The following is a 24,762-nucleotide window of genomic DNA, read 5'->3' on the forward strand; positions in this document are numbered from 1 at the left end:
TTCATGAAAACAGAAACCACTATACAAGGCTTAGCTGCTTCTTTAAATCCTGCTAGAGCTGCACGTAAAATCATTGGTTTTGTCCCAACGATGGGAAATCTACATGAAGGCCACCTCACTCTTGTTCGTGAAGCGAAAAAGTTATGTGATGTTGTGGTTGTGAGTATCTTCGTGAACCCAACACAGTTTGGTCCGGGTGAAGATTTTGATAATTATCCGCGTACGTTAGAGCAGGATAGTCGTCTACTTGCAGATGTTGGCTGTGACATTATTTTTGCACCATCAGTTGAACAAATGTACGGTACACAACCTCGCTTAACTAACATTAGCGTCAGTCAAATTACTGATGATTTATGTGGAAGCTCACGTCCGGGGCACTTTGATGGCGTAGCACTGGTTGTCACCAAACTCTTTAATATTGTGCAACCGAATTATGCTTTCTTTGGTCAAAAAGACTACCAGCAATTAGCAGTGATTCGCCAGTTTGTACAGGATTTGAATATTCCGTTAGAAGTTATTGGCGTACCAATTGTTCGTGCAGAAGACGGTTTGGCACTGAGTTCAAGAAATGGTTACTTGACTCCTGAACAGCGTCAGGTTGCACCAGTCATTTATCAAGGTTTAAAACAAGCCGAAGAGCAATTACACCAAGGTAAAGATTTACAACAAGTCTTGGCAGATTTGAAAACACTGTTGACAGACAATGGTTTTGTTGTGGATTATGTGGAGGCTCGCCAACCTAATTTGTTAGCTGCTTCTCAATTTGATCGTGATATCGTGTTGTTTGTCGCGGCGAAATTAGGTGGAACGCGTTTAATTGATAATCTACAAGTTGCCTTTACACCTCAATAATATATAAAAGGACAGCCATGCCATGAAGCGTATACTTATCGTGACAGGACAGTCTGGTTCAGGAAAATCTTCAGCTCTTCAAGTATTAGAAGATTTGGGCTACTACTGTATTGATAATTTACCTTTGGCATTGCTGCCTGAGATCGTGGCAAAGCTAGATCATGAAAATAATCTTGAGCAGCTTGCTTTAGGGGTGGATGTACGAAGTACTCGGGCAGATATGCAAGAGTTCGACCATGTTTTTGAGCAATTACAAAAACATGGTACGGTTGATGTGATTTATCTGACGACACAAGATCAAGATTTGATTGCACGATTTAGTGCTTCACGTCGTCCACATCCGTTAGCAAATCGTTTCAAAAGCCTTTTACAGTGTATTCATGAAGAAAAGCAGTTGCTGATTCCAATTCAGTTTCGTGCCACTGTTCACATTGATACCACAGATAAAAGTGTTCACGATTTAAAACATATCTTGCTATCAAAATTAGGACAATCAGATAATCTAATTGTTATATTGCAGTCATTTGGTTATAAACATGGCATTCCTTTAGATGCCGACTATGTTTTTGACGTACGGCATTTACCAAATCCGCATTGGGATTTAGAATTACGCCGCTTTTCTGGTTTAGACGAGCCAGTTAAACAATTTTTAGAAGCAAGTCCACAAGCAAATGAAATGTTTGAGGACATTCTCCACTTCTTAAAAAAATGGCTGCCGGCATTTGCTGAAGGGCATCGTCACTATATGACGATTTCAATAGGTTGCACAGGCGGCCAGCATCGTTCAGTTTATATGGTAGATAGACTAAAACAAGCACTTGAGGCAGAATGGTCTGTTCAGGTCTTACACAGAGAAATGAAGCACTGGTCATGATAGACACAACTGTTGATGTAATTAATAAACTCGGTTTACATGCACGTGCATCAGGAAAACTGATAGAGGTCACTACAAAGTTTCGTTCGTCAATTCAAATTGGTAAGGGCGATCATTTAGTAGATGCAAAGAATATTATGTCGTTACTGATGTTAGGTGCAGGTAAAGGGACTACTTTACGTTTAGTCATTGATGGCACTGACGAAGAACAGGCATTAAATGAAGTACAGGCGTTATTCGCCGCAAAATTTTATGAGGCAGATTAATCGTGGCACGTCGTCCCAAGCGTTATACTGAAGAAGATTTTGATTCTTTAGAAGGACGTGCAAGTAAAACCGAACAGAAAAAAGCAGTTCAACGTATGGCTGCTTTAGGTGAGCAGTTAGCACAACTTTCTATCAAACAAATTCAAAAACTTCCTGTTGATGAGCGTTTAATTGATGCTCTTTTGGAAGTTCAGAATATTAGTTCGTTCGAAGCGCGCCGTCGTCAGTTTCAGCGTGTTGGTAAACTCTTGCGCAATGAAGATGAGACAGTCATTTTATCTTATTTGACCCCTCAGCAAGGCGCGAAGAAACAAGCTCAACTCATGCGTTGGGTAGATCGTATGATCGAGCAGGGTGACCCTGCAATCAATGAGTTTAGCAAAATCTATAATGCATCAGAACGACATACTTTACGCCAGCATGTCTTAAGAATTAATCGTGATAAAACCCAGCAAGTTGCAGAAGCAGATCTTGAAGCAACTAAAATGAAATTTATTAACTATGTACAACAGGTTGCTCTATTGTCAGATCAAGGTTAATACAGTTTTTAATAAAAAGCGGCGTTAGATACGCCGCTTTTTTATTTTTATAGAATTCAGATTAAGCGCGTTCTTTTGCCCATTCACGCAAGATGAATTTTTGCAATTTACCTGTTGAGGTTTTTGGAATTTCAGTAATCACCACATCTTTAGGAACTTTAAAGCGCGCAAGTTCTTTTTGACAATGCTCAATAATTTCTTCAGGCGTGACACTAGCCCCAGTTTTTAATTCAATAAATGCACATGGTACTTCTTGCCAACGTTCGTCAGGTTTTGCCACAACAGCGGCTGTTAAAACTGCTGGGTGTTTATATAAAACGTCTTCGACTTCTAAAGATGAAATATTTTCTCCACCTGAAATAATAATATCTTTAGAGCGATCAGTAATTTTTGCATAACCATCTGGATGGCAAACAGCTAGGTCACCCGTGTGGAACCAGCCACCTGCAAAAGCTTCCTCAGTTGCCTTTGGATTTTTTAAATATCCTTTCATGACAATATTGCCACGGAACATGATTTCTCCCATGGTTTCACCGTCATTTGGAACTGGCTGCATCGTTTCAGGATCTAACACCCGCATACTATCTTGTAAAGGATAAGGTACACCCTGACGAGAGTGTAGTTGCGCTTGCTCGGTAATGGAGAGGTCGCTCCATCCCGCTTGAGAAGCACAAAGCGCAGATGGTCCATAGGTTTCGGTTAAACCATACACATGGTTGACATTAATCCCAATATTTCGCATACCTTCAATGACAGCGACAGGTGGAGCAGCACCTGCCACCATAACTTCAACATGATGTTCTATGCTTGGCTGCTTTTCCTTAGGCAGATTAATAATCATAGATAGGACGATTGGAGCGCCACAGAAGTAATCAACCTTATGTTTTGCAATAAGCTGCATCACCAGTTCTGGGTCAACTTTACGTAGACAAATATTGGTTCCGCCACTGGCTGCAATACTCCATGCAAAGCACCAACCATTACAGTGAAAAAGAGGAAGTGTCCATAAATAAACAGCACGGGGTTTCATACCACAGGCTAAAATATTGCTTGCTGCATTTAAATATGCACCTCGGTGGTGATAAACCACTCCTTTAGGATTTCCAGTGGTTCCAGAGGTATAATTTAAACTAATTGCATCCCACTCATCTTCAGGTAATTGCCATTCAAAATTGGCATCGCCTTGAGCTAACCATTCCTCATATTCGAAAGAACCAAGGAATTGGTTTTCGCCTTCATACTCTTCATCCGCAACATCAATCACAATAATATGTTGGTTAGGAATGAGCGATAAAGCTTCTCTTGCTAAATTAACAAACTCGGGGTCAACTAAAAGTACTTTAGTTTCAGCATGCTCTAGCATAAAAGCGATGGTTTTAGCGTCTAAACGGGTATTTAGGGTATTAAGAACAGCACCCGCCATTGGTACAGCAAAATGTGCTTCAATCATTGCTGGTACATTTGGCAGTAAAACTGAAACCGTATCATTTTTAACTATGCCTAATTGTTGAAGCTGAGATGCAAATTGACGGCAGCGCTGATAAGTTTGTTTCCATGAAATCTGACGGTTGCCATGAATAATAGAAGCTTGGTCTGGGTAGATATAAGCTGCGCGCTCTAAATAGCGCAAAGGGGATAACGCAACAAAGTTTGCGGGTGTGCGTGGTAATTCGTTATAGGCACTAACCATGTGAAACAACTCCGTGTTCTATTTTTTAATTCATTCTTTGAAAATATGGCTTAATAGTAATCAAAGCATTAATGCTTTAGTCTTAAAGAGAAATACCTCCCAGTCAGAAAATGAGCAGAAATGCTATTTTCAACATCTTAAATCAGTTCTGATGAATAATTATCCTATTTATGTATTTCTGAAAATTTAGCTAGGTCTTTATTAAAGTCATTTATTGCTGTTTACCGTATAAGCAAAATGTATTTATGATTTTATGAGTACAAAGGTTTTCACTTGGCTTGAACAAGTGTAAAATCTTTCAGGTTTTTTAATTTTGATTTACACCGTTTTTATATTTTGAGGCTTGCCTCGATCATAATCTCGCGGTGAAATGCTCCTTCGTATAGGGCATCACTCCTTAAGGATTTTTTTATGCCAATTATCACATTGCCAAATGGCGATCAAAAGAGTTTTGATCACCCTGTATCTGTTATGGAAGTCGCTCAAAGTATTGGGCCTGGTTTAGCAAAAAATACCGTTGCTGGACGAGTAAATGATCGCTTAGTTGATGCATGTGACTTAATTACCGAAGACTCGACCTTACAAATTATCACTCCAAAAGATGAAGAAGGTCTTGAGATCATTCGCCACTCTTGTGCACACCTTGTAGGGCACGCAGTAAAACAGCTTTTCCCTGAAGCAAAAATGGTGATTGGTCCGGTCATCGAAGAAGGTTTCTATTACGATATCTGGATGCCACGTCCTTTTACACTAGATGATATGGCAGCGATTGAAGAGCGTATGAAAAAGCTCATCGATCAAGATTATGACGTTATCAAAAAAATGACACCGCGTGATGAAGTCATCAAAGTATTCACTGACCGCGGCGAAGAATATAAATTACGTCTTGTGGAAGACATGCCTGAAGAAAAAGCAATGGGCTTGTACTACCACCAAGAATATGTAGATATGTGTCGTGGTCCGCACGTACCGAACACAAAATTCTTAAAATCATTCAAGCTTACTAAAATCTCTGGTGCTTACTGGCGTGGTGATGCGAAGAATGAACAGCTTCAACGTATCTATGGTACTGCCTGGGCTGATAAAAAACAGTTAGCAGCTTACATCAAGCGTATTGAAGAAGCTGAAAAGCGTGATCACCGTAAAATTGGTAAAGCATTAGACTTATTCCATATGCAAGAAGAAGCACCGGGTATGGTGTTCTGGCATGCAAATGGCTGGACTATTTATCAAGTACTAGAACAGTACATGCGTAAAGTTCAGCAAGACAATGGTTACCAAGAAATCAAAACTCCGCAAATCGTAGATTTTACGCTTTGGGAGAAATCTGGTCATGCGGCAAACTATGCAGAAAACATGTTTACGACTCATTCTGAAAGTCGTAACTATGCTGTAAAACCAATGAACTGTCCTTGTCACGTTCAAGTGTTTAACCAAGGATTAAAGTCTTACCGTGATTTACCAATTCGTTTAGCTGAGTTTGGTTCTTGTCACCGTAATGAGCCATCTGGTTCTTTACACGGTATTATGCGTGTTCGTGGTTTTACTCAAGATGATGCGCATATCTTCTGTACTAAAGAACAGATCGGTAAAGAAGTTGCAGACTTTATTAAACTCACTTTAGATGTTTATAAAGACTTTGGCTTTGAAGAAGTTCAAATGAAATTATCTACTCGCCCAGAAAAGCGTGTAGGGGATGATGCACTTTGGGATTTAGCTGAAAAATCTTTGGCAGATGCTTTAGATGCAGCTGGTCTTGAATGGGAATTGCAGCCGGGTGAAGGCGCATTCTATGGTCCAAAGATTGAGTTCTCTTTAAAAGACTGTCTTGGTCGTGTATGGCAATGTGGTACCATTCAGTGTGACTTCAACTTGCCAGTTCGTTTAGATGCTTCTTATGTAACTGAAGAAAACGAGCGTGATCAACCTGTCATGTTGCACCGTGCAATTCTTGGTAGTTTTGAGCGTTTTATTGGTATACTAATTGAACACTACGCTGGTTTTATGCCGCCTTGGCTATCACCTGTACAAGCATGTGTCATGAATATTACTGATTCTCAAGCTGAAGCAAGTGAGCAAGTTGTGGCAAAACTCAAGGAAAATGGTCTTCGTGCTATTTCTGACTTGAGAAATGAAAAAATCGGATTTAAGATTCGTGAGCGTACTCTAGAGCGCATTCCTTACCTGTTAGTTCTTGGTGATCGAGAAGTTGAAGAAGGTACAGTGAATGTACGTACTCGCTCAGGAAAAAATTTAGGTACTATGTCAGTGGATGCTTTCATTGACTTAGTGAAATCTGCCGTCGCCGAACGTGGCCGGTATATTGTGGAGTAAGAAAGATTAAACAGCCTGACCGTAACCAACAACAAGGTGCAAAGAGTAACCGTCCAGCAATTAACGATGAGATCCGTGCAAAAGAAGTACGCCTTGTCGGTGCTGATGGTGAGCAAAAAGGAATTGTTTCATTAAATGAAGCACTGCGTGCTGCTGAGGATGCAGATCTTGACCTTGTTGAGATTGTCGCAAACGCTGAGCCGCCTGTTTGTAAAATCATGGATTACAACAAGCACTTGTTTGACCTGAAACAGAAGCAAAAAGATGCCAAGAAAAAACAGCATCAAGTGCAAGTGAAGGAAATCAAACTACGCCCAGCAACTGATGTAGGTGATTATCAAGTTAAGCTTCGTGCTATTCTGAAGTTCCTTGAAGAAGGCAACAAAGTTAAGATCACCTTACGTTTCCGTGGTCGTGAAATGGCTCACCAACAACTTGGTTTAGCTCAATTGCAAAAAATTGAAGCAGACGTAGCTGAGTTAGGGGTTGTAGAGCAAGCACCGAAAATGGAAGGTCGACAAATGGGTATGTTACTTGGACCGAAAAAGAAAAAGTAACACTCAAAAAAAGCACTGCAAAAGCAGTGCTTTTTTATGCCTCTCGTCTTTTAGCCCTATTTTCTTAAACTGACGTTTAATATCGTTTTAATCCAAAGTTATTCTCAATTTTTATGTGTTTTTTGGTGTTGGAAATATCATTGTATTACCCAAAACATGATATAACGCAAGACGCAGTCATGATAACGATGAATAGGAAAATAGAATGATTGATCTATATTATTGGGGCACACCCAATGGACATAAAATCACAATTGCCTTAGAAGAAATGGGACTGGATTACACCCTTTACCCAATTAATATTTTAGAAAATGATCAATTTCAACCAGACTTCCTGAAAATTTCTCCGAATAATAAAATTCCTGCCATTGTTGACCAAGATGGTCCACGTGGTGAGCCAATTTCAGTATTTGAATCAGGCGCGATCTTGCAGTATTTAGGACGAAAAACTGGATTGTTCTACCCGAAAGACGAGCAAGAGCGAGTTGAAGTGGAACAATGGCTTATGTGGCAAATGGGTGGTTTAGGTCCTATGTTAGGACAAAATCATCATTTTAACCGCTTTGCGCCAGAGAAAATTCCCTATGCTATAGACCGCTATGTAAATGAGACTAAGCGTTTATATGGTGTGTTGAATAAACAGCTCATTGGTCAGAAGTTTGTTGCAGGGGAATACTCAATTGCTGATATGGCAATTCTACCTTGGATTTTGCGTTATGAATGGCAGGGGATTCAATTAGAGGATTACCCGTATGTACAAGAATACATTGTTCGCTTAACAGCACGCCCTGCAGTACAAAAAGCATTATCAATTAAAGTCATCTAAGTTTATTGGTAGGGTAATGAATAAGGTGAAAGGTGATTTGGTCTAATTTAATATGCTAAGTTACTTTTTACTTTTTTTGAGTGCTTTTGGGGCGGCTACCTTATTACCGCTACAATCAGAAGCTGTACTTGCTGCTTTATTATTAAAAAATCAACATTCAGCTTTTCTTCTCATTTTGATTGCTACTTTCGGAAATGTATTGGGCTCATGTATAAACTGGTGGTTAGGTTTAAAAATAGAACAGTTTAAACATAAAAAATGGTTCCCGGTTTCTGAAAAACGTTTAGAACAAGCCCAACGCTTTTATCATAAATATGGCTTTTATTCGCTGCTTTTAAGTTGGACACCTGTGATTGGTGACCCTATTACTTTGGTTGCTGGCTTATTCAAAGAAAATTTTTGGCGCTTTTTATTTATGGTCCTTATCGCTAAGGCTGGGCGTTATATTTTCATTTATTGGGTAATTACAGGTTTTATTTAAAATAAAAGCATCCGAAGATGCTTTATTAAAATGATTTAACTAATCTTCTGAGCTTTTAGTAATATCGACTTTAAAAAGATCATTGGTTTTTAGCCAACAGAAGGTTACTACTGCAAGAGTCATACAACCACCAAAAATAGTCGCTGCAATAGTTCCCAAATATTTGGCAGCCAAGCCTGATTCAAATGCACCCAGCTCATTACTTGATGAGACAAACATTCCATTTACAGCCGCTACGCGACCACGCATATTTTCTGGTGGGAATATTTGCAAAATGGTTTGTCTAACTACCACCGAAATACTGTCGCAAGCACCCGTCATCGCCAACGCAAATAGTGATAACCACATGTTGTTCGAGAACGCGAAAAGGATTGTAAATACACCAAACCCTGCAACTGCAAGTAGCATATTACGCCATGCGTGCTGAGTTGGCGGAAAACGAGTTAAAGCAATCATAGTAATGAGCGCACCAATAGAAGGAGCTGCACGCAAGTAACCCAAGCCTTCAGGACCGACTTTTAAAATATCTTCGGCAAAAATAGGGAGTAGAGCGATTACACCACCAAATAAAACAGAGGCAAGGTCTAAAGAAATCGCCCAAAGAACTATTTTGGTTTTCCAAATAAAGCGAAAGCCATCGCCTAAGCTTTCTAGAACATTGGCAGTTTCAATTTTAGGAAAGCTACGTTTATGTAATAAATTAATGAGAATAAAGCAGATAGTAAGTAGACCGGCAACACTAAAAAGACTGGTTTCTCTGCCTAAATAAGCGAGCATGAACCCACCGAGCATAGGCCCAATAATTACACCACTCTGCCAACCAATGGTTGTCCATGTTGCACCATTTGCATAAAGCTCACGTGGAATTAAAAATGGTTTTAGGGATGTAGCAGAAGGGTTGTAAAAACCACGTATGGTGCCCAAACCAAAAATAACCGCATAAATGCCCCAAGAAAGGAAATTTACACTGATATGACCCAACCCATGCAGATGGAACAGTAACCATAAAACTAAAGGAAGAGGTACTGAGAAAAATAAACAGATTTTCATGATGACCTGTTTATTAAATTTATCAGCAAAATAACCACCCCAAAGCGATAGGGCAATAAATGGAATGGCTTCTGCTAGTCCAATTAAACCTAAAGTTAGAGGGTCTTTGGTAATTTGATAAAGTGAATAGGCAACAATAATTTCTTGAATCAAAATTGCTAATGTTAAGCAAAATTGATTAATGGTGACAATTGAGAAATCTCTATAGCGCAGGGCAGCGAATGCATCATGTTTCTGCATTTGAAATATCGTATGTTGATAATTTGCTCATATTATAGGGGTAAATAAGCAGCGATGCTGAAATTATTGCCGATTATATTCATCTAAAAAAGAGATAGGTTTTTCTCATTTCTAAAGGGATTAATTTAAAAAAATTCTAGGAATAGTTTTAATTTTAGTCAGCATACTATAAAATACGCGCTTCCTTACCTGCAGGTCGATTTTGCAATGGTGCAATCGTGCCGAACAGGTGCCCAAAAGAGGTTACTATGGCTAAGTTAAAAACTCGCCGTGGTGCAGCTAAACGCTTCAAAGCGACTGCAAACGGTTTTAAGCGCAAACAAGCATTCAAGCGCCACATTTTGACCAAAAAATCTGCTAAGCGTATCCGTCAATTGCGCGGCTGTGTAATGGTTCACGTAAGTGACGTTGCTTCAGTTCGTCGTATGTGCCCATACATCTAAGGAGATTATAAATGGCTCGTGTAAAACGTGGTGTAGTGGCTCATCGCCGTCACAAAAAAATTCTTGCTCGCGCTAAAGGTTACTACGGTGCTCGTTCACGCGTTTACCGCGTAGCGTTCCAAGCGGTAATCAAAGCTGGTCAATACGCTTACCGTGACCGTCGTCAGAAGAAACGTCAATTCCGTGCTCTATGGATTGCGCGTATCAACGCTGGTGCTCGTCAAAACGGTTTGTCTTACAGCCGTATGATCGATGGCTTGAAAAAAGCTCAAGTGATCATCGACCGTCGCGTATTAGCTGACATCGCTATGCATGATGCAGTAGCATTTGCTGCTTTAGCTGAAAAAGCTAAAGGCGCATTAGCTGCATAAGCTTAGAGATTCAAAAAAAGACCGCTTTTTAGCGGTCTTTTTTATTTTTAGTGGTTCTATTTTAAAAAAGAAAATAATCAGAGATAAATGATGAAAGACGAAAAATTTCTAAATGACTTAATTCAAAAAATACAGCAAGGTCACCAGTTCAAATATTTATATTTCTGGGGACATACTCCTAAGAAAGCTAATCTTATTGATAAAAGCTGTTTTAGCCAGTGGTTTCCTGCGCAATTTAATGTAGAAGGTATTGAATACTTTACTGCTGAGCACTATATGATGGCGCAAAAAGCAAAATTATTTAATGATAAAGAAATTTTTGCACAGATTTTGCAGGTTAAACATCCGAATGAAGCGAAGCAATTAGGCCGTAAAGTACGTAATTATAATGAACAGATATGGCAAGAAAAACGTTTTGACATAGTGGTGCAGGCGAATTTTGCTAAATTCTCACAGCATCCGGAGTTAAAAAAATTCTTATTAGCAACAAAAGACCGTATTTTGGTTGAAGCATCTCCAGTCGATAAAATTTGGGGTGTTGGTATGGCGCAAGACCATCCACACATTCAAGATCCATCTCTATGGCAAGGACTAAATTTGTTGGGTTTTGCTTTAATACATGTTCGAGAGTTACTTTTAACTGAGTAGGTTAGTACGAGACGAATTAATGCTTCACTCTAAAAAGTAGTGACATGAGGGAAGTGAATTGAAACCATTAAATGACACAGATATTCGTATAGCATCATTTAAGGATGCATTGTCTATTGCAGAAGTACATGTACAGAGTTGGAAAGAAACCTATACAGGTATGATTAAGCAAGAAATATTGAATGAGCTTAACGTACTAGATAAACAACAGTTATGGAAAGAGATAAGTAGAAGTCCTGATCATAAGTTATTTATCTATACTGAAAATGGAGTAGTGAAAGGCTTTCTCGATGGTTATTTAAATCCGGAAAATAATATTGCTGAAATTCGTGCTTTTTATTTATTACGAGAAATTCAAAGAAAAGGAGTAGGGCGTGCGTTATTCCAAAAGTTCTATCAATGCGCTTTAAATCAAGGTTATGCTTTTATTCGTTTAGAAGTTTTTAATAAAAATCCAAGTCGCTTCTTCTATGAAAAAATGGGAGCCAAATTAACTGGTGAAGCCGAACTACCAGAGTTCGGCCTTGGAATAACAGAACTATTTTATGAATGGCAACTTTAATCTTGATTAAAGACCAAAATAATAGGCTAAAGCACAAATAATTATTGTCAGAACAATAAGCTTGATTACCCCTGTTCCTCCAGCCTTATGATGAGGTGCTTTTAAATGAGTTGCGGACTCATTCGTTGTATCAAAAGGAGAAGGTTTCTCAACAGGTTTTAATTGAGCTGTTTGATAATGATTTGCTGCTTTCACAATAAGTTTTGCAAATAGGTCGTCAGTTTTGTGGGTAAAGTTTCTTAAGTTAATAATTTGTTCTTGGTCTAAGTCTTCCCCTAAAGGATCATTTGCGGTGCGTTTTTTCTGCTCTAAATAATCTGATAAAGCCTGAGTGCGGTAGAGGAGTTGATGTGCACAATCTGCTGGGTAGCTTTCAGGAATAAGAGCAAGAGTTGGTTGATGCTCTACCGAAATTTGATGTGTTGACCCATCAAAATATTTTTTCTGAAATTCTGGTTCTTCAAAACCTGCTGCATACTTACTTCGAAATAACTCAGTTTCCATAAAGTCTGAAATTTCGTCCCATTGAGGTGCTTTTAAGTCAGCTTCAACTTTCTTAGATAATTTTTCATTCAATTCAAAACGCCAGAAAGTCTCTAAGCGTAAATCGCTGCGTTGAGTCAGAGGCGGCTCAAACTCGTTATCGTTGCTGTACCATTCGGCAAGCTCATGTCCAAAAATCCATGCGATTTTCTTATTGTTTTGATGACTTACAATAAAATGAGCATAAGGTAAAAGTTCGACATTATTATTTGGATTTTGCTCTTCATTTAAGATTGTTGATAAGTGAAGAGAGATCTGGGTTGTTCCCTGTTTTTTGAGTGCTTCTAACCAAACTTGGAAATGTTGAGCAAGTAAATGTTGTGAAATTAAGTCACGAAATTGAAAACTATGTTGGTCAAAAATATGATGTTGTCGCCATTGGCTAAAACTTAAATTCTGACGTAGGTATTCGTTACCATAGGTCACAAGTGTAAGTTGTTGTTTCCAAATCTGATTAAGCGCCATAATAATTGATCTCATTGACGATGCTATTATTTTATACGTTTTATCTTTTTGTTGCCTAATACATTTTTCATGATGGATAAACTTCATCAATACGGTGAAAAACTGTTAGAATGCAGTGTTTTATTATATTTTTAAATTTGTTGCTTTGAGAGTTACTATGTCACTGGAAGCCCTGACCACAGAAGCGCTTGCTGCCATTGCAGCAGCTCAAGACCTTGTTGCACTTGATCAGGTGCGTGTGCAATTTACAGGGAAAAAAAGCCAGCTTGCAGAACAATCGAAAGCATTAGGGAAAATGGACCCTGAAGAACGTAAAGTACAAGGTGCTGCGATTCATGCTGTTCGAGAAACAATTAATAACGCTTTAACTGAGCGTCAAACAGCATTACAACAAGCTGCACTGGCGCAAAAATTAGCAAGTGAAACCATTGATATTACTTTGCCAGGCCGTGGACAGCGCGTTGGTACAGTTCATCCTGTTACTCAAGTGCAAGAACGTATTTGCCAGTTCTTTACTAAAGCTGGCTTTACGGTTGCTACAGGACCAGAAGTTGAAGATGACTATCATAACTTCGAAGCATTAAATATTCCTGGGCACCATCCTGCACGTGCTATGCATGATACTTTCTATTTCGATGCAAACCATTTGTTGCGTACGCATACTTCTGGTGTGCAAATTCGTACCATGGAAACAAGCCAGCCGCCAATTCGTATTGTCTGTCCAGGCCGTGTATACCGCTGCGACTCAGACCAAACGCATTCGCCAATGTTCCATCAAATTGAAGGTTTGTACGTTGCTGAGAACACCAGCTTTGCTGAATTAAAAGGTTTATTAATTAACCTACTGAATGAATTTTTTGAGAAAGATTTAAAAGTACGTTTCCGTCCATCATATTTCCCATTTACAGAGCCTAGTGCGGAAGTGGATATCATGGATGAGCGTGGACGTTGGTTAGAAGTATTAGGCTGTGGCATGGTACATCCAAATGTATTGCGTGCTGCGGGGATTGATCCTGATAAATATAAAGGCTTTGCTTTTGGTTTAGGGGTAGAACGTTTTGCAATGTTGCGTTATGGCATTAATGACTTGCGTATGTTCTATCAAAATGATGTGCGTTTCTTACGCCAATTTGCCTAACATTTTTTCAGGATTAAATAAGGTTTTATAAAGATGAAGATTAGCGAAAATTGGTTACGCACATGGGTTAACCCAGCAATTGATAGCGATACATTATCTGATCAGTTGACTATGCTTGGTCTTGAAGTAGATGAGCTGGCACCTGTTGCTAAGCCATTTACTGGCGTTGTAGTTGGTGAAGTTCTAACAGTTGAACAGCACCCTGATGCAGACCGTCTGCGTGTAACAACAGTGAATATTGGTTCAGGTGAGCCTTTACAAATTGTATGTGGTGCTCCTAACGTTCGTGCTGGAATGAAAGCACCTGTGGCAACTATTGGTGCAATATTACCGGGTGATTTTAAAATCAAAAAAGGTAAGCTTCGTGGTGTTGAGTCACAAGGCATGCTGTGCGGTGCCTCTGAAATTGACCTTGAAGATAAAATCGATGGTTTACTTGAGTTACCTGATGATGCTCCAGTAGGGGTAAACATTCGTGAATACTTAAAACTTGATGATAATGTCATCGATATTAGTATTACACCAAACCGTGGTGACTGCTTTAGTATTCGTGGTATCGCACGTGAAGTTGCAGTGATTAACCAACTGCAAATGAATGAGCCTGAAATCAAATCAGTTGATGCGACAATTACTGATGAGAAAAAAGTAGTCATCAACACGGATGGTGCTCCACGCTACTTAGGACGTGTCATTAAAAATGTAAATGTTAAAGCTGCGACCCCTGAATGGATGGAACAGGCTTTAGCACGTTCAGGAATTCGTACTCATAGTATTTTAGTTGATGTAACGAATTACGTCCTCATGGAATTGGGTCAGCCAATGCATGCTTTCGATTTAGCTAAAATCGAAGGGACTGTACATGTTCGCCAAGCTCAGCCACAAGAAAAGTTACAGCTTTTAAATGATCAAGAAGTTGAACTACAAGATGATGTGATGGTTATTGCAGATGACCAAAAAGCACTAGCAATCGCTGGGATCATGGGTGGTCTAGCATCAAGCGTAACTGATGATACGACTGATATCTTCTTGGAAAGCGCATTTTTTGCTCCGCTTGCGATTGCTGGACGTGCTCGTCGCTTTGGTTTACATACAGATTCTTCACAACGTTATGAACGCGGTGTAGATTTTGAATTACCATTAATTGCGATGAACCGTGCTTCTCAGCTTATTCAAGAGTTGGCGGGTGGTGAGTTCGGTCCAATTACTGTAGTTGAAAAATCTGATTTACTTCCGAAACGTGAAGCGATTGAACTTAAGCAAGCTCAAGTAGACCAGTTGTTGGGTTACAAAGTAGCGGCAGAGTTCATTACAGATGCATTAACTCGATTAGGTTGTGAAGTCACTGTTCAAGCGAATGGTGAATGGAGCGTAGTTCCACCATCACATCGCTACGATATGGCAATTTATCAAGATTTGATTGAAGAAGTTGCACGTATTGATGGTTATGACAATATTCAGATCAGCTTACCAAGTATGGATGTTCAACTTGCTAAGTACCAAGATCGTTTTGAAATCGCGCAGTTACGTCAAACGGTAGTCACTTTAGGGTATCAAGAAGCGATTAGCTTTAGCTTTGCTGATGCAAAACTTGAAAAGCAATTGAACCCGCAAGTAAGTCCGTTAATGTTGGCAAATCCAATCTCTAGTGATTTGGCTGTAATGCGCAGCACATTGCTTTCGAGTTTAATCCCTTGTGTACAATATAATTTAAACCGTCAGCAAAGCCGTGTACGTTTCTTTGAACTAGGTTTACGTTTTGATTATCAAAATGCTAATTCTATTCAGGATCTGAAGCAAATTCCTACATTGGCTTTAGTTGCCGTAGGTTCTCGTGAACCTGAATCATGGCATGCTAAGCCACAGCCAATGGATTTCTTCGATTTTAAAGGTGAAGTAGAAGAGATTTTAGCTGCTGGACGTGTCAAAGTTGAGTATGTACGTTCAGAGCGTCCATGGTTGCATCCAGGGCAATCTGCTGAAATCTTAGTTGATGGCCAATCAATTGGTTACTTGGGCCGCTTGCATCCATCTTTAGAAAACGAACTAGATTTGAGCACAACTTGGGTTGCCGAGCTTGATCAGGCTGCTGTTTTGCAATCTTATGTATCTAATTTTACAGAATTATCACGTTTTCCTTCGGTTAGACGTGATATTGCGCTTTTAATCTCTGATAATATAAATGTTAGAGATATTCAGCAGTTAATCGAAAAAACTGGTGGAGAGCTTTTAGACTCTACTTGGTTATTCGATGTGTATACGGGGCAGGGTGTCGAAGAAGGTAAACGCTCATTAGCGTTTGCGTTATTATGGCAACATCCTTCACGTACGCTTGAAGATGCTGAAATTAAATCTGGTATGGACAATATAATCCAAGTGTTGGAAAACACTTATCAAGCGACATTGAGGGCCTCATGACAGCACTAACTAAAGCAGACATGGCTGATCATTTAAGTGAGTTAACCAGCTTAAATCGCCGTGAAGCAAAACAAATGGTCGAGTTGTTCTTTGACGAAATTAGCCAAGCGCTTATTGCGGGCGAGCAGGTTAAGCTTTCTGGTTTCGGTAATTTCGAGCTTAGAGATAAACGCGAGCGTCCAGGACGTAATCCGAAAACTGGCGAAGAAATTCCGATTTCTGCACGCCGTGTAGTTACCTTCAGAGCGGGTCAGAAATTTAGACAACGCGTTGGAAATGAGCAGATCGATTGATCTGCTTTTTTTATTTATAATTTTAAATAAACCTAGAATAAATTTTTCTTAATATTAGAAAAGTATACTTAGCCATTAATACATCAAATCTATTTGATGTCTAAACATAAAATTTAGCCATAAAAAAGAGGACAAAATGTCCTCTTTTTTAGCTAATCTAGAGTGTAGATTAGTGTGCAGCAGAAGCAGCAACGTCAGAAGCAGCAGCAGCAACGTCAGAAGCAGCAGCAGCAGTTTCAGAAGCAGCAGCGTCAACAGCTACAGCAGCTTCAGAAGCAGCAGCAGTAGCTTCAGAAGCAGCAGCTACAGCTTCAGATGCAGCACCAGCAGCTGGAGCTTCTTCTTTCTTAGAACAACCAACGAAAGCTAAAGTAGCAGCAACAGCAGCAGCAACAGCAAATTTTTTGAATAACATGGCATCACTCTCACAAAAAAGATTTGAGATTAAAAAAACCTAAGTTGGACTGTTTTGCTTTTATTATTCCTAAAACGTAGCTAGGTAACAACGCATGGAGCAGTCTAACTGGTCTGCCGCTATGCTATCACTGCAAATGTTGAAATACTACTGTTGGCTGTCAAAAAAGATCGGGAAAAGAGTGAAAAAAGCCTGTTTTTTAACAGAAAAAAACAATTAATCAGCTGAGATATATTGGAAAAGGTATAAGTAAGCTACTAAAAAACATGGCTTTTTTATATTAAAAATATTTGTTTTCAAAAACTTATAAATAATTTTACATAAAAATCAGCAAAATGTATTTTTGTGTAAAGCTTGTCAACCAAATAAAAAAGGCCACTCAATAGAGCGGCCTTTTTAGAATAAATAATATGATTATGTTGAAGCTTTACGTTTCATCTGATCAAAGAAATCATCATTTGTTTTGGTTTCTTTCATACGATCAAGTAAGAACTCCATAGCTGCCAACTCATCCATAGGGTGAAGAAGTTTGCGGAGAATCCAAACTTTACGTAATTTATCTTCATCCATTAAACGTTCTTCACGACGTGTGCCAGATTTCTTAATATTCATGGCAGGGAAGACGCGTTTTTCAGCAATACGGCGATCAAGTGTAATTTCTTGGTTACCTGTACCTTTAAACTCTTCGTAAATGACATCATCCATTTTACTGCCAGTCTCAATAAGAGCAGTAGAGATGATTGTTAAAGAACCGCCTTCTTCGATATTACGAGCAGCACCGAAGAAACGTTTTGGACGTTCTAAAGCATGTGCATCCACACCACCAGTTAATACTTTACCTGATGAAGGAATTACTGTGTTGTATGCACGGGCTAAACGTGTAATGGAGTCAAGTAAAATCACAACGTCTTTTTTGTGCTCAACAAGACGTTTTGCTTTTTCAATGACCATTTCTGCAACTTGTACGTGACGTGCTGGTGCTTCATCAAATGTTGAAGCAACGACTTCACCGCGTACGGTACGCTCCATCTCAGTTACTTCTTCTGGGCGCTCATCAATTAATAAAACAATAAGGAAAACTTCCGGATTGTTTCTCACAATAGATTGAGCAATGTTTTGAAGTAACATTGTTTTACCCGCTTTTGGCGGAGCGACAATAATAGAACGTTGACCTTTACCGATTGGTGCAACTAAATCGACTACACGCGCGGTCAAGTCTTCTGTTGTACCATTACCAAGTTCCATAACCAGTTGTTCGGTCGGGAAAAGTGGAGTTAAGTTTTCAAATAAGATTTTATTACGAGAATTTTCTGGCGTGTCATAGTTAATTTGATTAACTTTGAGCAAAGCAAAATAACGCTCACCTTCTTTTGGTGGACGAATGGTACCTGTGATGGTGTCACCTGTACGCAAGTTAAAGCGTCGGATTTGTGAAGGACTCACATAAATATCATCCGGACCAGCTAAATACGAACCTGCGGCAGAGCGCAAAAAACCAAAACCATCAGAGAGAATTTCAAGAACGCCGTCACCAAAAATTTCTTCGCCATTCATCGCATGGCGTTTCAAGATGGCAAAGATAATATCTTGCTTTCGGTTACGAGCCATACCTTCAAGGCCCATAAATTCAGCAATTTTAATTAGTTCGCCGATTGGTTTTTTCTTGAGTTCAGTTAAGTTCATAAGGGTCAGAATTAGGAAAGAGTAGAGTGTGGTTTAAAAAGAAGAAAAATCGCTCGCATACAAAAAAGAGTATCGCAATTGTATTTACACAATAACAATTCAGAAGTCTGATTAACTGTTTCGAAGAGAAATGTGAAAAAACAATTTCTGTTGCCGAGTGGCGATCTTTATGTTTGTATCTTGTAAGAAGCCGGACAGAAGACGATTCCCTTCAGTGCCTCTTGAGCATGCAATATAAGTGAGATCAGCTAATTTGTCAATTTATAGCCGAAAAAAATACGCTATAAAGGTATAGCGTATTTTCATCTGTAACGTTACGTCTTAAACGTTTTCGTCAATGAAGCTAACGAGTTTAGAACGAGGCACAGCGCCGATTTGCTGAGCTACTACTTCACCATTTTTGAAAAGTAATAGAGCAGGAATATTACGGATATTGTATTTCACTGCCGTCTCTTCACAAGAAGTCACGTCAACTTTAACGATTTTTACTTTACCCGCATATTCACTTGATAAATCTTCAAGAACAGGTGCAATTGCTTTACAAGGTGCACACCAACCTGCCCAAAAGTCAACAAGTACAGGTGTTTCAGCATCTAGAACATCTGCTTGGAAGTTATCATCAGTTGTATTTACAATAGTCGCAGACATGGTACGGCTCCAATTTTTAGAAAAAAGTGCTATCACTATAGGAGGAGATAATCTCTATCAGTATTACATAGCTACTTAGTTCAATGTAAGGGTTTGATGCTATTATTCAAGGCTTAAGTAAATTTGTCTAATGGATGCTCACGATATTCATCATCGGCTTGTACAATCGTTTAACAAATAGAAAAATATCAAACGCTATTAATTGTTGATGAAAATGGCTTTTCAATTGCATTCTTGTGAATTACTCTAGGCGTGAATTGTTATGGGTTTAGTTCAATAATGTCTGACTTTCTGATTGATGAAGAATTACTTGCTGCCATAGATATGGGGTCGAACAGTTTTCACCTTGCCATTGCACGGGTAGATCACGGTGAAGTTAAAAAAGTGGCTTCAATGTCAGAAAAAGTACAGCTTGCAGCTGGTCTTGATGAAAATAAAAACTTAACAGAAGCAGCACAGCAACGTGGTTTAGCCTGTTTGGCTCGTTTTGTTGGGCGTTTAGGCTCAGTTCAACCTAACCGTTTAAGAATTGTGGCGACGAACGCTTTGCGTCAGGCTAAAAATGGACATGAGTTCATTCAAAAAGCTGCTGAAATTTTACCTAAACCTATTGAAATTATTGCAGGCCGTGAAGAAGCACGCCTGATTTATCTTGGTGTATCACATACGATGGCCAATGGAGGACGCCGCTTAGTGGTTGACATTGGTGGTGGATCTACCGAGTTTATTATTGGCGAAGAATTTGAGCCAATTTATACTGAATCATTACAGATGGGTTGTGTAGCCTATACAAAAGCCTATTTTGCCGATGGTGAAATCACACAAAAAGCATTTGATAAAGCAGTTGTTGCTGCGCGTAAAGAGCTTTCAGCAATCGCCACCACTTATAAGATGGAAGGGTGGGATACTGTTGTAGGTTCAAGTGGGACCATTAAAGCTTGCCGCCAGATTATGGTGAATATGGGGCTAAGTGACGAGCAAGAAAATGTCACACGTGAAGGTCTCCATAAACTTAAAGATAAGTTACTTAAGTTCAAAAATATTTCTGAAATTGATTTTGAAGGACTTCGAGAAGACCGACGAGCAGTTTTGCCAGCCGGATTGGCAATTTTGTACGCTGTTTTTGAAGTTTTAGAAATTGAACGTTTGGCATATTCTGATGGTGCATTACGTGAAGGAGTCATGTATGACCTGTTAGGCCGTTTTAAGCATGAGGATATCCGCGACCGTAGTGTACAAGCATTAATGGGACGTTATAACGCCGATCCGAAACAGGCAGAACGAGTTGTAAATACGGCTCAATACTTATTTGATAGTGTTGCTAAACCACTTAATTTAACGAGTGAAGACAGTGACTTACTGCGCCGTGCAGCATATTTGCATGAAATTGGTTTAGCGATTAGTCATGGTGGCTATCATCGTCATGGTGCTTATTTATTGCAACATTCCGATATTCCTGGTTTCTCACAAATTGACCAAAATCATCTTTCACATTTGGTTGCTCATCACCGCCGTAAATTGCGAAATGATGTAAAAAATGAAGTTTTAAAGGCTGGCGGTCATAAATTAGTTTATTTAAGTTTGTTACTTCGCCTAGCAGTTTTACTCAACCATAGCCGCAGTGATCAGATGCTTCCTGCCATTGAATTGACCATCATAAATGATCAACAATGGCAACTTAGTGTTTCTGGTGATGCCAAACAATGGCCATTGTTAGTTGCCGACTTGCATGATGAGCAAGAGCAGTTTAAGCATTGGGACATTGAATTGAATATTCAGTCGGAAAAATTTATCGATTAAAGGGATAATATTCGACCTATGAAAAAAGCTACTCAGTCCAAAGCGTGGACAACGGTTCAAATTGCACGTCATCCTGAACGTCCGCAGTTTCTAGATTATGTCGGTGAAATCTTTACAGAGTTTGATGCATTGCATGGTGATCGTTTGTTTGGTGACGATGGTGCGATGGTAGGTGGTCTTGCTCGTTTTGACGGTCAACCTGTGATGGTCATTGGACAACACCGTGGTCGTAGTACCCGTGAAAAATTAAAGCACAACTTTGGTATGTGTAACCCAGAAGGTTATCGTAAATCTCAGCGTCTTTTAGATATGGCTGAGCGTTTCAATCTACCAGTTTTCACCTTTATTGATACTATGGGCGCATATCCGGGTGTTGGTGCTGAAGAACGTGGTCAGGCAGAAGCAATTGCGACTAGCCTTGCTCAACTTTCAAGCCTGAAAGTACCTGTAATCGCAACAGTACTTGGTGAAGGTGGTTCTGGTGGTGCTTTAGGTATTGGTGTTGCTGACAGAGTAATTATGTTGTCACATAGTATTTATTCTGTGATTTCGCCTGAAGGCTGTGCATCTATTTTGTGGAAAACTGCTGAGAAAGCAGCTCAAGCGAGTGAAGCTTTAGGTTTAACAGCAGATAAACTACAATCGCTAGGTATTGTTGAATACGTAGTAGATGAAGGTGAAGGTGCGCATTTAGATCCTGAGCGTGTGATGCAAAACTTAAAAGTAGTTTTAAAGCAGGCTTTGGATGAATTGCTACCAATGGATGCAAATGAACGATGCGAAGCACGTTATCAACGTTTAATGAAGTTTGGCAGCGAAAATTTAGGCGTGGCGTCTTAAAGCAAGCTCAAGAGTTCTCTGAAAAAAGTTCTTTTCTTATTGGATGTAGTGGTGGCATGGATTCAATGCTACTACTACATTTAATGGCTCAAATTTTCCCTCAAAAGATCCGAGCAATTTATATTGATCATCAACTGCAAGATCAAAGTGCAGAGTGGGCGGAAGTGGTTGCCACACAGGCAACAATATTAAATATTCCTTATATTATTCAAAAAGTTCAGATTGCAAACGGCAATCTGGAAGCTCAAGCACGTCAAGCACGTTATCAAGCATATCAGCAACATTTACAAGAAAATGAAATTCTGTTGCTTGCTCATCATCAACAAGATCAGGCAGAAACAGTTATTTTGCGATTATTGTCAGGTGCGGGAGTAGATGGGCTTGCTGCGATGCAGGCTATTGATTACCGTAAAGATATGACAATTTGGCGCCCCTTTTTGGATTTAACACGTGAGCAAATCGCTTTATGGACCGCTCAGCTTGAAGTTAAATATATTGATGATCCAATGAACTATGACACCCATTACGATAGGGTGTGGTGTCGTGAAGCACTGTGGCCATTTTTAACAAGCCGTTTTCCAAAAATGCAGCAAGCTTTGAGCCGAACCAGTTATCTGATGCAAGATGCTTCTGAAGTTTTAGAAGAAGTTCTTAAAGATGATTGGCAATATTCTGGTTCAGCTGACTATTTAGATCTAACGAAATTATCCGAGTTATCTTTTGCGCGGCAGCGCCAGTTACTTTCTGCGTGGATGAAAGGCCAAGGGCAATATCGACCTGCATTTGAAATGGTCGAACGGCTAAGAACAGAAGTTATTGAGTCTAAGTCAGATGCTCAAGCCGCTTTACATTGGAACCAGTTTTACTATGTCCGTTATCAAAATATACTCTATAGGTTGAGTAAACAGATTTATTTCGCTGAAACTTTAAATCCGGTTGATGCTGAACTAGAGCATTCATTTAAATTAGAAGAAAGATGGCAGGGCGCAGCTGGACTATTCCATGTTGAGTGTAAAAAAATTGGTTTAAGTCATTCTTTATTGAATAAAAAATTAAAAATCATTCGACGTCAAGGTGGGGAAAAGATTCACCTATATGGTCGTGTTGGGCAATGGCCTTTAAAAAAAGCAATTCAAGAAGCACATATTTTGCCTTGGCTTCGTCATACAATTCAAATATTAGTCTTAGATAATGTTATGCTTGGGGTTTTTACACCGAAAGGATTTTGGTTGGCTCAGTCTCCATATTGTGAGGAAGGAGGGTGGCAACCAGATTTAATTTCTCATTCTTGTAATCTGGTAAATGGCGAATATAGTTATGGCAACAGCAGTGAATTGTAATATCTGTTTTATTGGTGGTGGTAATATGGCCCAAGCATTAATTGGCGGGCTCATTTCAAGAGGATTACCACCAACACGTATTACCGTTTCAGATCCTGTCGAACAAATTCGTCAACTATTGCAAGAAAAAGAAGTTCATGTAACTCAAGATAATACGGCTGCTATCCAGAATGCCGATGTAGTTGTTCTTGCTGTAAAACCACAAGTTCTGGCAAATGTTCTACGTCCGTTAAAAGGTTTATTATCGGATAAATTGGTTATTTCAATTATTGCCGGTGCGGAAATTAAGACAATATCAAATTTGATTGATAGTGAACGTATTGTGCGAGTTATGCCAAATACACCTGCATTAGTTCAAACTGGTGCTCATGGTATTTACGCGACTGATGTGGTTGGTGCCTCGGACCGTGAATTAACGAGTCAGATTTTAGCAGCAACTGGTTTAACAATTTGGGTAAACTCCGAAGCTCAAATTGATGCGGTAACGGCAGTTTCAGGTTCAGGCCCAGCTTATTTCTTCTACCTCATGGAAAGTATGATTCGTGCAGGTAAAAATTTAGGCTTGGATGAAAAAGTTGCAACTGCTTTAACTCTTCAAACAGCATTAGGTGCAGCTCAAATGGCAATTACGAGTTCAAATACTCCGTCTGAGCTGCGTAAAAATGTGACGTCACCGAATGGTACAACCCAAGCTGCACTTGAAGTTTTTGATCGTGCACAAATCTCTCAAAATATTCAATCTGCATTAGCTGCTGCACAGAAACGTAGCCAAGAATTGGCTCAAGAACTGAGTGACAGTGCAAAATAGCTTTAATAGGATAAGACAACTATGGGTGCAAATTCTGCGCTAATTTTTGGAATTTTAATTAACGTCGCGATTTTATTGGTCTTTTTCCGTTTTTTAATGCAATTGGCGGCAGTAAGTCCTTATAATCCTGTGGTTTTATCGACAGTAAAGGCGACTAAGATTGTTGATATTTTTGGCCGAATTTTTCCAACGGTCGCAAAAGGCCGATTCAATCTGGCAGCGTTGGTTCTTTTAATTATTTTATATTTACTGAAAATTTTCGGTGTAATGTATCTTTCGGGTTCCATGCCAAATAGTCCGGTTCATTTAGTGATTCTGACTTTTGTGACCATGATTCAGGATTTGATTCGTTTCTGCCGTTACTTAATTTTTGCAACAATCATTTTGAGTTGGGTCGTTATGTTTACTCAATCTCGTTCACCTTATATTGAGGTGATTCAAGATTTAGCTGAACCGTTACTCGCCCCATTCCGTCGTTTATTGCCTAATATGGGGATGATTGACTTATCTCCAATTCTGGCATTTTTGGCACTCTATATTGCCGAGATCTTAATGAATGAAGTCGCTAAAGTTTTATTAACTGGACTTTAATTTTGTAAGATTAAAAAAAGGGCTGTATTACAGCCCTTTTTTATTGGTTT

General features: G+C 39.3%; 27 protein-coding genes and 1 pseudogene. 22 read left to right on the plus strand and 6 right to left on the minus strand.

The genetic code is table 11. The features are described from left to right. Positions 1-3: 3 nt before the first annotated feature. Genes panC through yjgA form a run of 4 tightly spaced genes read left to right on the plus strand, consistent with a single transcriptional unit; the run spans position 4 to position 2,531 of the window. Positions 4-852 carry a pantoate--beta-alanine ligase gene (gene panC / locus EG365_RS11245; RefSeq protein WP_000846362.1) on the plus strand — a complete coding sequence of 283 codons (849 nt, stop codon included), beginning with the start codon at positions 4-6 and terminating at the stop codon, positions 850-852. Positions 853-874: 22 nt separating this feature from the next. Continuing rightward, on the plus strand, positions 875-1,726 hold the full coding sequence (gene rapZ / locus EG365_RS11250; RefSeq protein WP_000821671.1) for an RNase adapter RapZ: 852 nt from the start codon (positions 875-877) through the stop codon (positions 1,724-1,726). Continuing rightward, positions 1,723-1,992: an HPr family phosphocarrier protein gene (locus tag EG365_RS11255; protein ID WP_000567533.1), complete on the plus strand. Its 270-nt coding sequence runs from the start codon at positions 1,723-1,725 to the stop codon at positions 1,990-1,992. The genes rapZ and EG365_RS11255 overlap by 4 nt, the downstream gene beginning before the upstream one ends. Positions 1,993-1,994: 2 nt before the next feature. Continuing rightward, on the plus strand, positions 1,995-2,531 hold the full coding sequence (yjgA, locus tag EG365_RS11260; RefSeq protein ID WP_000124014.1) for a ribosome biogenesis factor YjgA: 537 nt from the start codon (positions 1,995-1,997) through the stop codon (positions 2,529-2,531). Positions 2,532-2,592: 61 nt separating this feature from the next. On the opposite strand, the gene EG365_RS11265 is transcribed toward yjgA, so the two are convergent. After that, entirely contained in the window at positions 2,593-4,221 is a 1,629-nt protein-coding gene (locus EG365_RS11265; RefSeq protein ID WP_000253052.1) for an acyl-CoA synthetase, read from the minus strand. A 411-nt stretch (positions 4,222-4,632) separates the two neighbouring features. Here EG365_RS11265 and thrS point away from each other — a divergent pair, with 411 nt between their 5' ends. The 4 genes from thrS to EG365_RS11290 all read left to right on the plus strand — a co-directional run bounded on the left by thrS (position 4,633) and on the right by EG365_RS11290 (position 8,419). Beyond that, complete coding sequence (gene thrS, locus EG365_RS11270; RefSeq protein WP_001121792.1) at positions 4,633-6,555, plus strand: threonine--tRNA ligase; 1,923 nt, start codon at positions 4,633-4,635, stop codon at positions 6,553-6,555. 5 nt (positions 6,556-6,560) lie between these two features. Further along, on the plus strand, positions 6,561-7,112 hold the full coding sequence (infC, locus tag EG365_RS11275) for a translation initiation factor IF-3 (RefSeq protein WP_012297364.1): 552 nt from the start codon (positions 6,561-6,563) through the stop codon (positions 7,110-7,112). A gap of 205 nt (positions 7,113-7,317) precedes the next feature. Beyond that, entirely contained in the window at positions 7,318-7,938 is a 621-nt protein-coding gene (locus tag EG365_RS11285) for a glutathione S-transferase N-terminal domain-containing protein (RefSeq protein ID WP_000566573.1), read from the plus strand. A gap of 52 nt (positions 7,939-7,990) precedes the next feature. Next, positions 7,991-8,419 carry a YqaA family protein gene (locus EG365_RS11290; RefSeq protein ID WP_000954155.1) on the plus strand — a complete coding sequence of 143 codons (429 nt, stop codon included), beginning with the start codon at positions 7,991-7,993 and terminating at the stop codon, positions 8,417-8,419. Between the two features lie 39 nt (positions 8,420-8,458). On the opposite strand, the gene nreB is transcribed toward EG365_RS11290, so the two are convergent. Then, positions 8,459-9,709: a nickel resistance MFS transporter NreB gene (gene nreB, locus EG365_RS11295; RefSeq protein WP_001169063.1), complete on the minus strand. Its 1,251-nt coding sequence runs from the start codon at positions 9,707-9,709 to the stop codon at positions 8,459-8,461. 129 nt (positions 9,710-9,838) lie between these two features. Between nreB and EG365_RS19485 the strand changes: the two are divergent. The 5 genes and pseudogenes from EG365_RS19485 to EG365_RS11315 all read left to right on the plus strand — a co-directional run. Then, positions 9,839-9,970: pseudogene (locus EG365_RS19485) on the plus strand (hypothetical protein); the annotation flags it as partial. Further along, entirely contained in the window at positions 9,958-10,152 is a 195-nt protein-coding gene (gene rpmI, locus EG365_RS11300; protein ID WP_001096359.1) for a 50S ribosomal protein L35, read from the plus strand. The pseudogene EG365_RS19485 and the gene rpmI, both read left to right, overlap by 13 nt. 11 nt (positions 10,153-10,163) lie before the next feature. Next, complete coding sequence (gene rplT, locus EG365_RS11305) at positions 10,164-10,523, plus strand: 50S ribosomal protein L20 (RefSeq protein WP_000124858.1); 360 nt, start codon at positions 10,164-10,166, stop codon at positions 10,521-10,523. A gap of 90 nt (positions 10,524-10,613) precedes the next feature. Then, the gene (locus tag EG365_RS11310) at positions 10,614-11,171 is read left to right on the plus strand and encodes an NADAR family protein (RefSeq protein WP_000650943.1); all 558 of its coding nucleotides are present in this window, start codon (positions 10,614-10,616) and stop codon (positions 11,169-11,171) included. A 58-nt stretch (positions 11,172-11,229) separates the two neighbouring features. Beyond that, positions 11,230-11,733: a GNAT family N-acetyltransferase gene (locus EG365_RS11315; protein ID WP_000803551.1), complete on the plus strand. Its 504-nt coding sequence runs from the start codon at positions 11,230-11,232 to the stop codon at positions 11,731-11,733. 6 nt (positions 11,734-11,739) lie between these two features. Here the strand turns inward: EG365_RS11315 and EG365_RS11320 are convergent, their stop codons facing one another. Beyond that, complete coding sequence (locus tag EG365_RS11320) at positions 11,740-12,741, minus strand: hypothetical protein (protein WP_001207245.1); 1,002 nt, start codon at positions 12,739-12,741, stop codon at positions 11,740-11,742. Between the two features lie 157 nt (positions 12,742-12,898). Here EG365_RS11320 and pheS point away from each other — a divergent pair, with 157 nt between their 5' ends. From pheS to EG365_RS11335, 3 genes are read left to right on the plus strand one after another with little or no spacing between them, the layout of a single operon-like run. Next, a complete protein-coding gene (gene pheS, locus EG365_RS11325; protein ID WP_000050953.1) occupies positions 12,899-13,879 on the plus strand; it encodes a phenylalanine--tRNA ligase subunit alpha in 981 nt (326 codons plus the stop codon). 33 nt (positions 13,880-13,912) lie between these two features. Next, positions 13,913-16,294, plus strand: coding sequence for a phenylalanine--tRNA ligase subunit beta (pheT, locus tag EG365_RS11330; protein ID WP_000703074.1), 2,382 nt, complete (start codon positions 13,913-13,915; stop codon positions 16,292-16,294). After that, positions 16,291-16,587 carry an integration host factor subunit alpha gene (locus EG365_RS11335; protein ID WP_000126166.1) on the plus strand — a complete coding sequence of 99 codons (297 nt, stop codon included), beginning with the start codon at positions 16,291-16,293 and terminating at the stop codon, positions 16,585-16,587. Before pheT ends, EG365_RS11335 begins: the two co-directional genes overlap by 4 nt. 169 nt (positions 16,588-16,756) lie before the next feature. Here the strand turns inward: EG365_RS11335 and EG365_RS11340 are convergent, their stop codons facing one another. Next, the gene (locus tag EG365_RS11340; protein WP_000897685.1) at positions 16,757-17,002 is read right to left on the minus strand and encodes a hypothetical protein; all 246 of its coding nucleotides are present in this window, start codon (positions 17,000-17,002) and stop codon (positions 16,757-16,759) included. Between the two features lie 94 nt (positions 17,003-17,096). Here EG365_RS11340 and EG365_RS11345 point away from each other — a divergent pair, with 94 nt between their 5' ends. Continuing rightward, positions 17,097-17,222 (plus strand): hypothetical protein, encoded by a 126-nt coding sequence (locus EG365_RS11345; protein ID WP_002127429.1) that lies wholly within the window; start codon positions 17,097-17,099, stop codon positions 17,220-17,222. Between the two features lie 194 nt (positions 17,223-17,416). On the opposite strand, the gene rho is transcribed toward EG365_RS11345, so the two are convergent. Together rho and trxA are read right to left on the minus strand one after the other, a co-directional pair. Next, on the minus strand, positions 17,417-18,685 hold the full coding sequence (gene rho / locus EG365_RS11350; protein ID WP_001054522.1) for a transcription termination factor Rho: 1,269 nt from the start codon (positions 18,683-18,685) through the stop codon (positions 17,417-17,419). A gap of 321 nt (positions 18,686-19,006) precedes the next feature. Next, on the minus strand, positions 19,007-19,333 hold the full coding sequence (trxA, locus tag EG365_RS11355) for a thioredoxin (protein ID WP_001276875.1): 327 nt from the start codon (positions 19,331-19,333) through the stop codon (positions 19,007-19,009). Between the two features lie 279 nt (positions 19,334-19,612). Between trxA and ppx the strand changes: the two genes are divergently transcribed. Genes ppx through EG365_RS11380 form a run of 5 tightly spaced genes read left to right on the plus strand, consistent with a single transcriptional unit; the run spans position 19,613 to position 24,712 of the window. Continuing rightward, complete coding sequence (ppx, locus tag EG365_RS11360) at positions 19,613-21,133, plus strand: exopolyphosphatase (protein ID WP_001279274.1); 1,521 nt, start codon at positions 19,613-19,615, stop codon at positions 21,131-21,133. Positions 21,134-21,151: 18 nt separating this feature from the next. Continuing rightward, complete coding sequence (locus EG365_RS11365) at positions 21,152-21,973, plus strand: acetyl-CoA carboxylase carboxyltransferase subunit alpha (protein ID WP_000710404.1); 822 nt, start codon at positions 21,152-21,154, stop codon at positions 21,971-21,973. 56 nt (positions 21,974-22,029) lie between these two features. Further along, positions 22,030-23,313, plus strand: coding sequence for a tRNA lysidine(34) synthetase TilS (gene tilS, locus EG365_RS11370; RefSeq protein ID WP_000377920.1), 1,284 nt, complete (start codon positions 22,030-22,032; stop codon positions 23,311-23,313). Continuing rightward, complete coding sequence (proC, locus tag EG365_RS11375) at positions 23,285-24,121, plus strand: pyrroline-5-carboxylate reductase (protein WP_085916948.1); 837 nt, start codon at positions 23,285-23,287, stop codon at positions 24,119-24,121. Before tilS ends, proC begins: the two co-directional genes overlap by 29 nt. Positions 24,122-24,142: 21 nt before the next feature. Then, positions 24,143-24,712: a YggT family protein gene (locus EG365_RS11380; protein ID WP_000501183.1), complete on the plus strand. Its 570-nt coding sequence runs from the start codon at positions 24,143-24,145 to the stop codon at positions 24,710-24,712. Positions 24,713-24,762 lie beyond the last annotated feature (50 nt).

Origin of the sequence: Acinetobacter sp. FDAARGOS_494 (genome assembly GCF_003812225.1) — a bacterium.
Classification (GTDB): Bacteria; Pseudomonadota; Gammaproteobacteria; order Pseudomonadales; family Moraxellaceae; genus Acinetobacter; species Acinetobacter baumannii.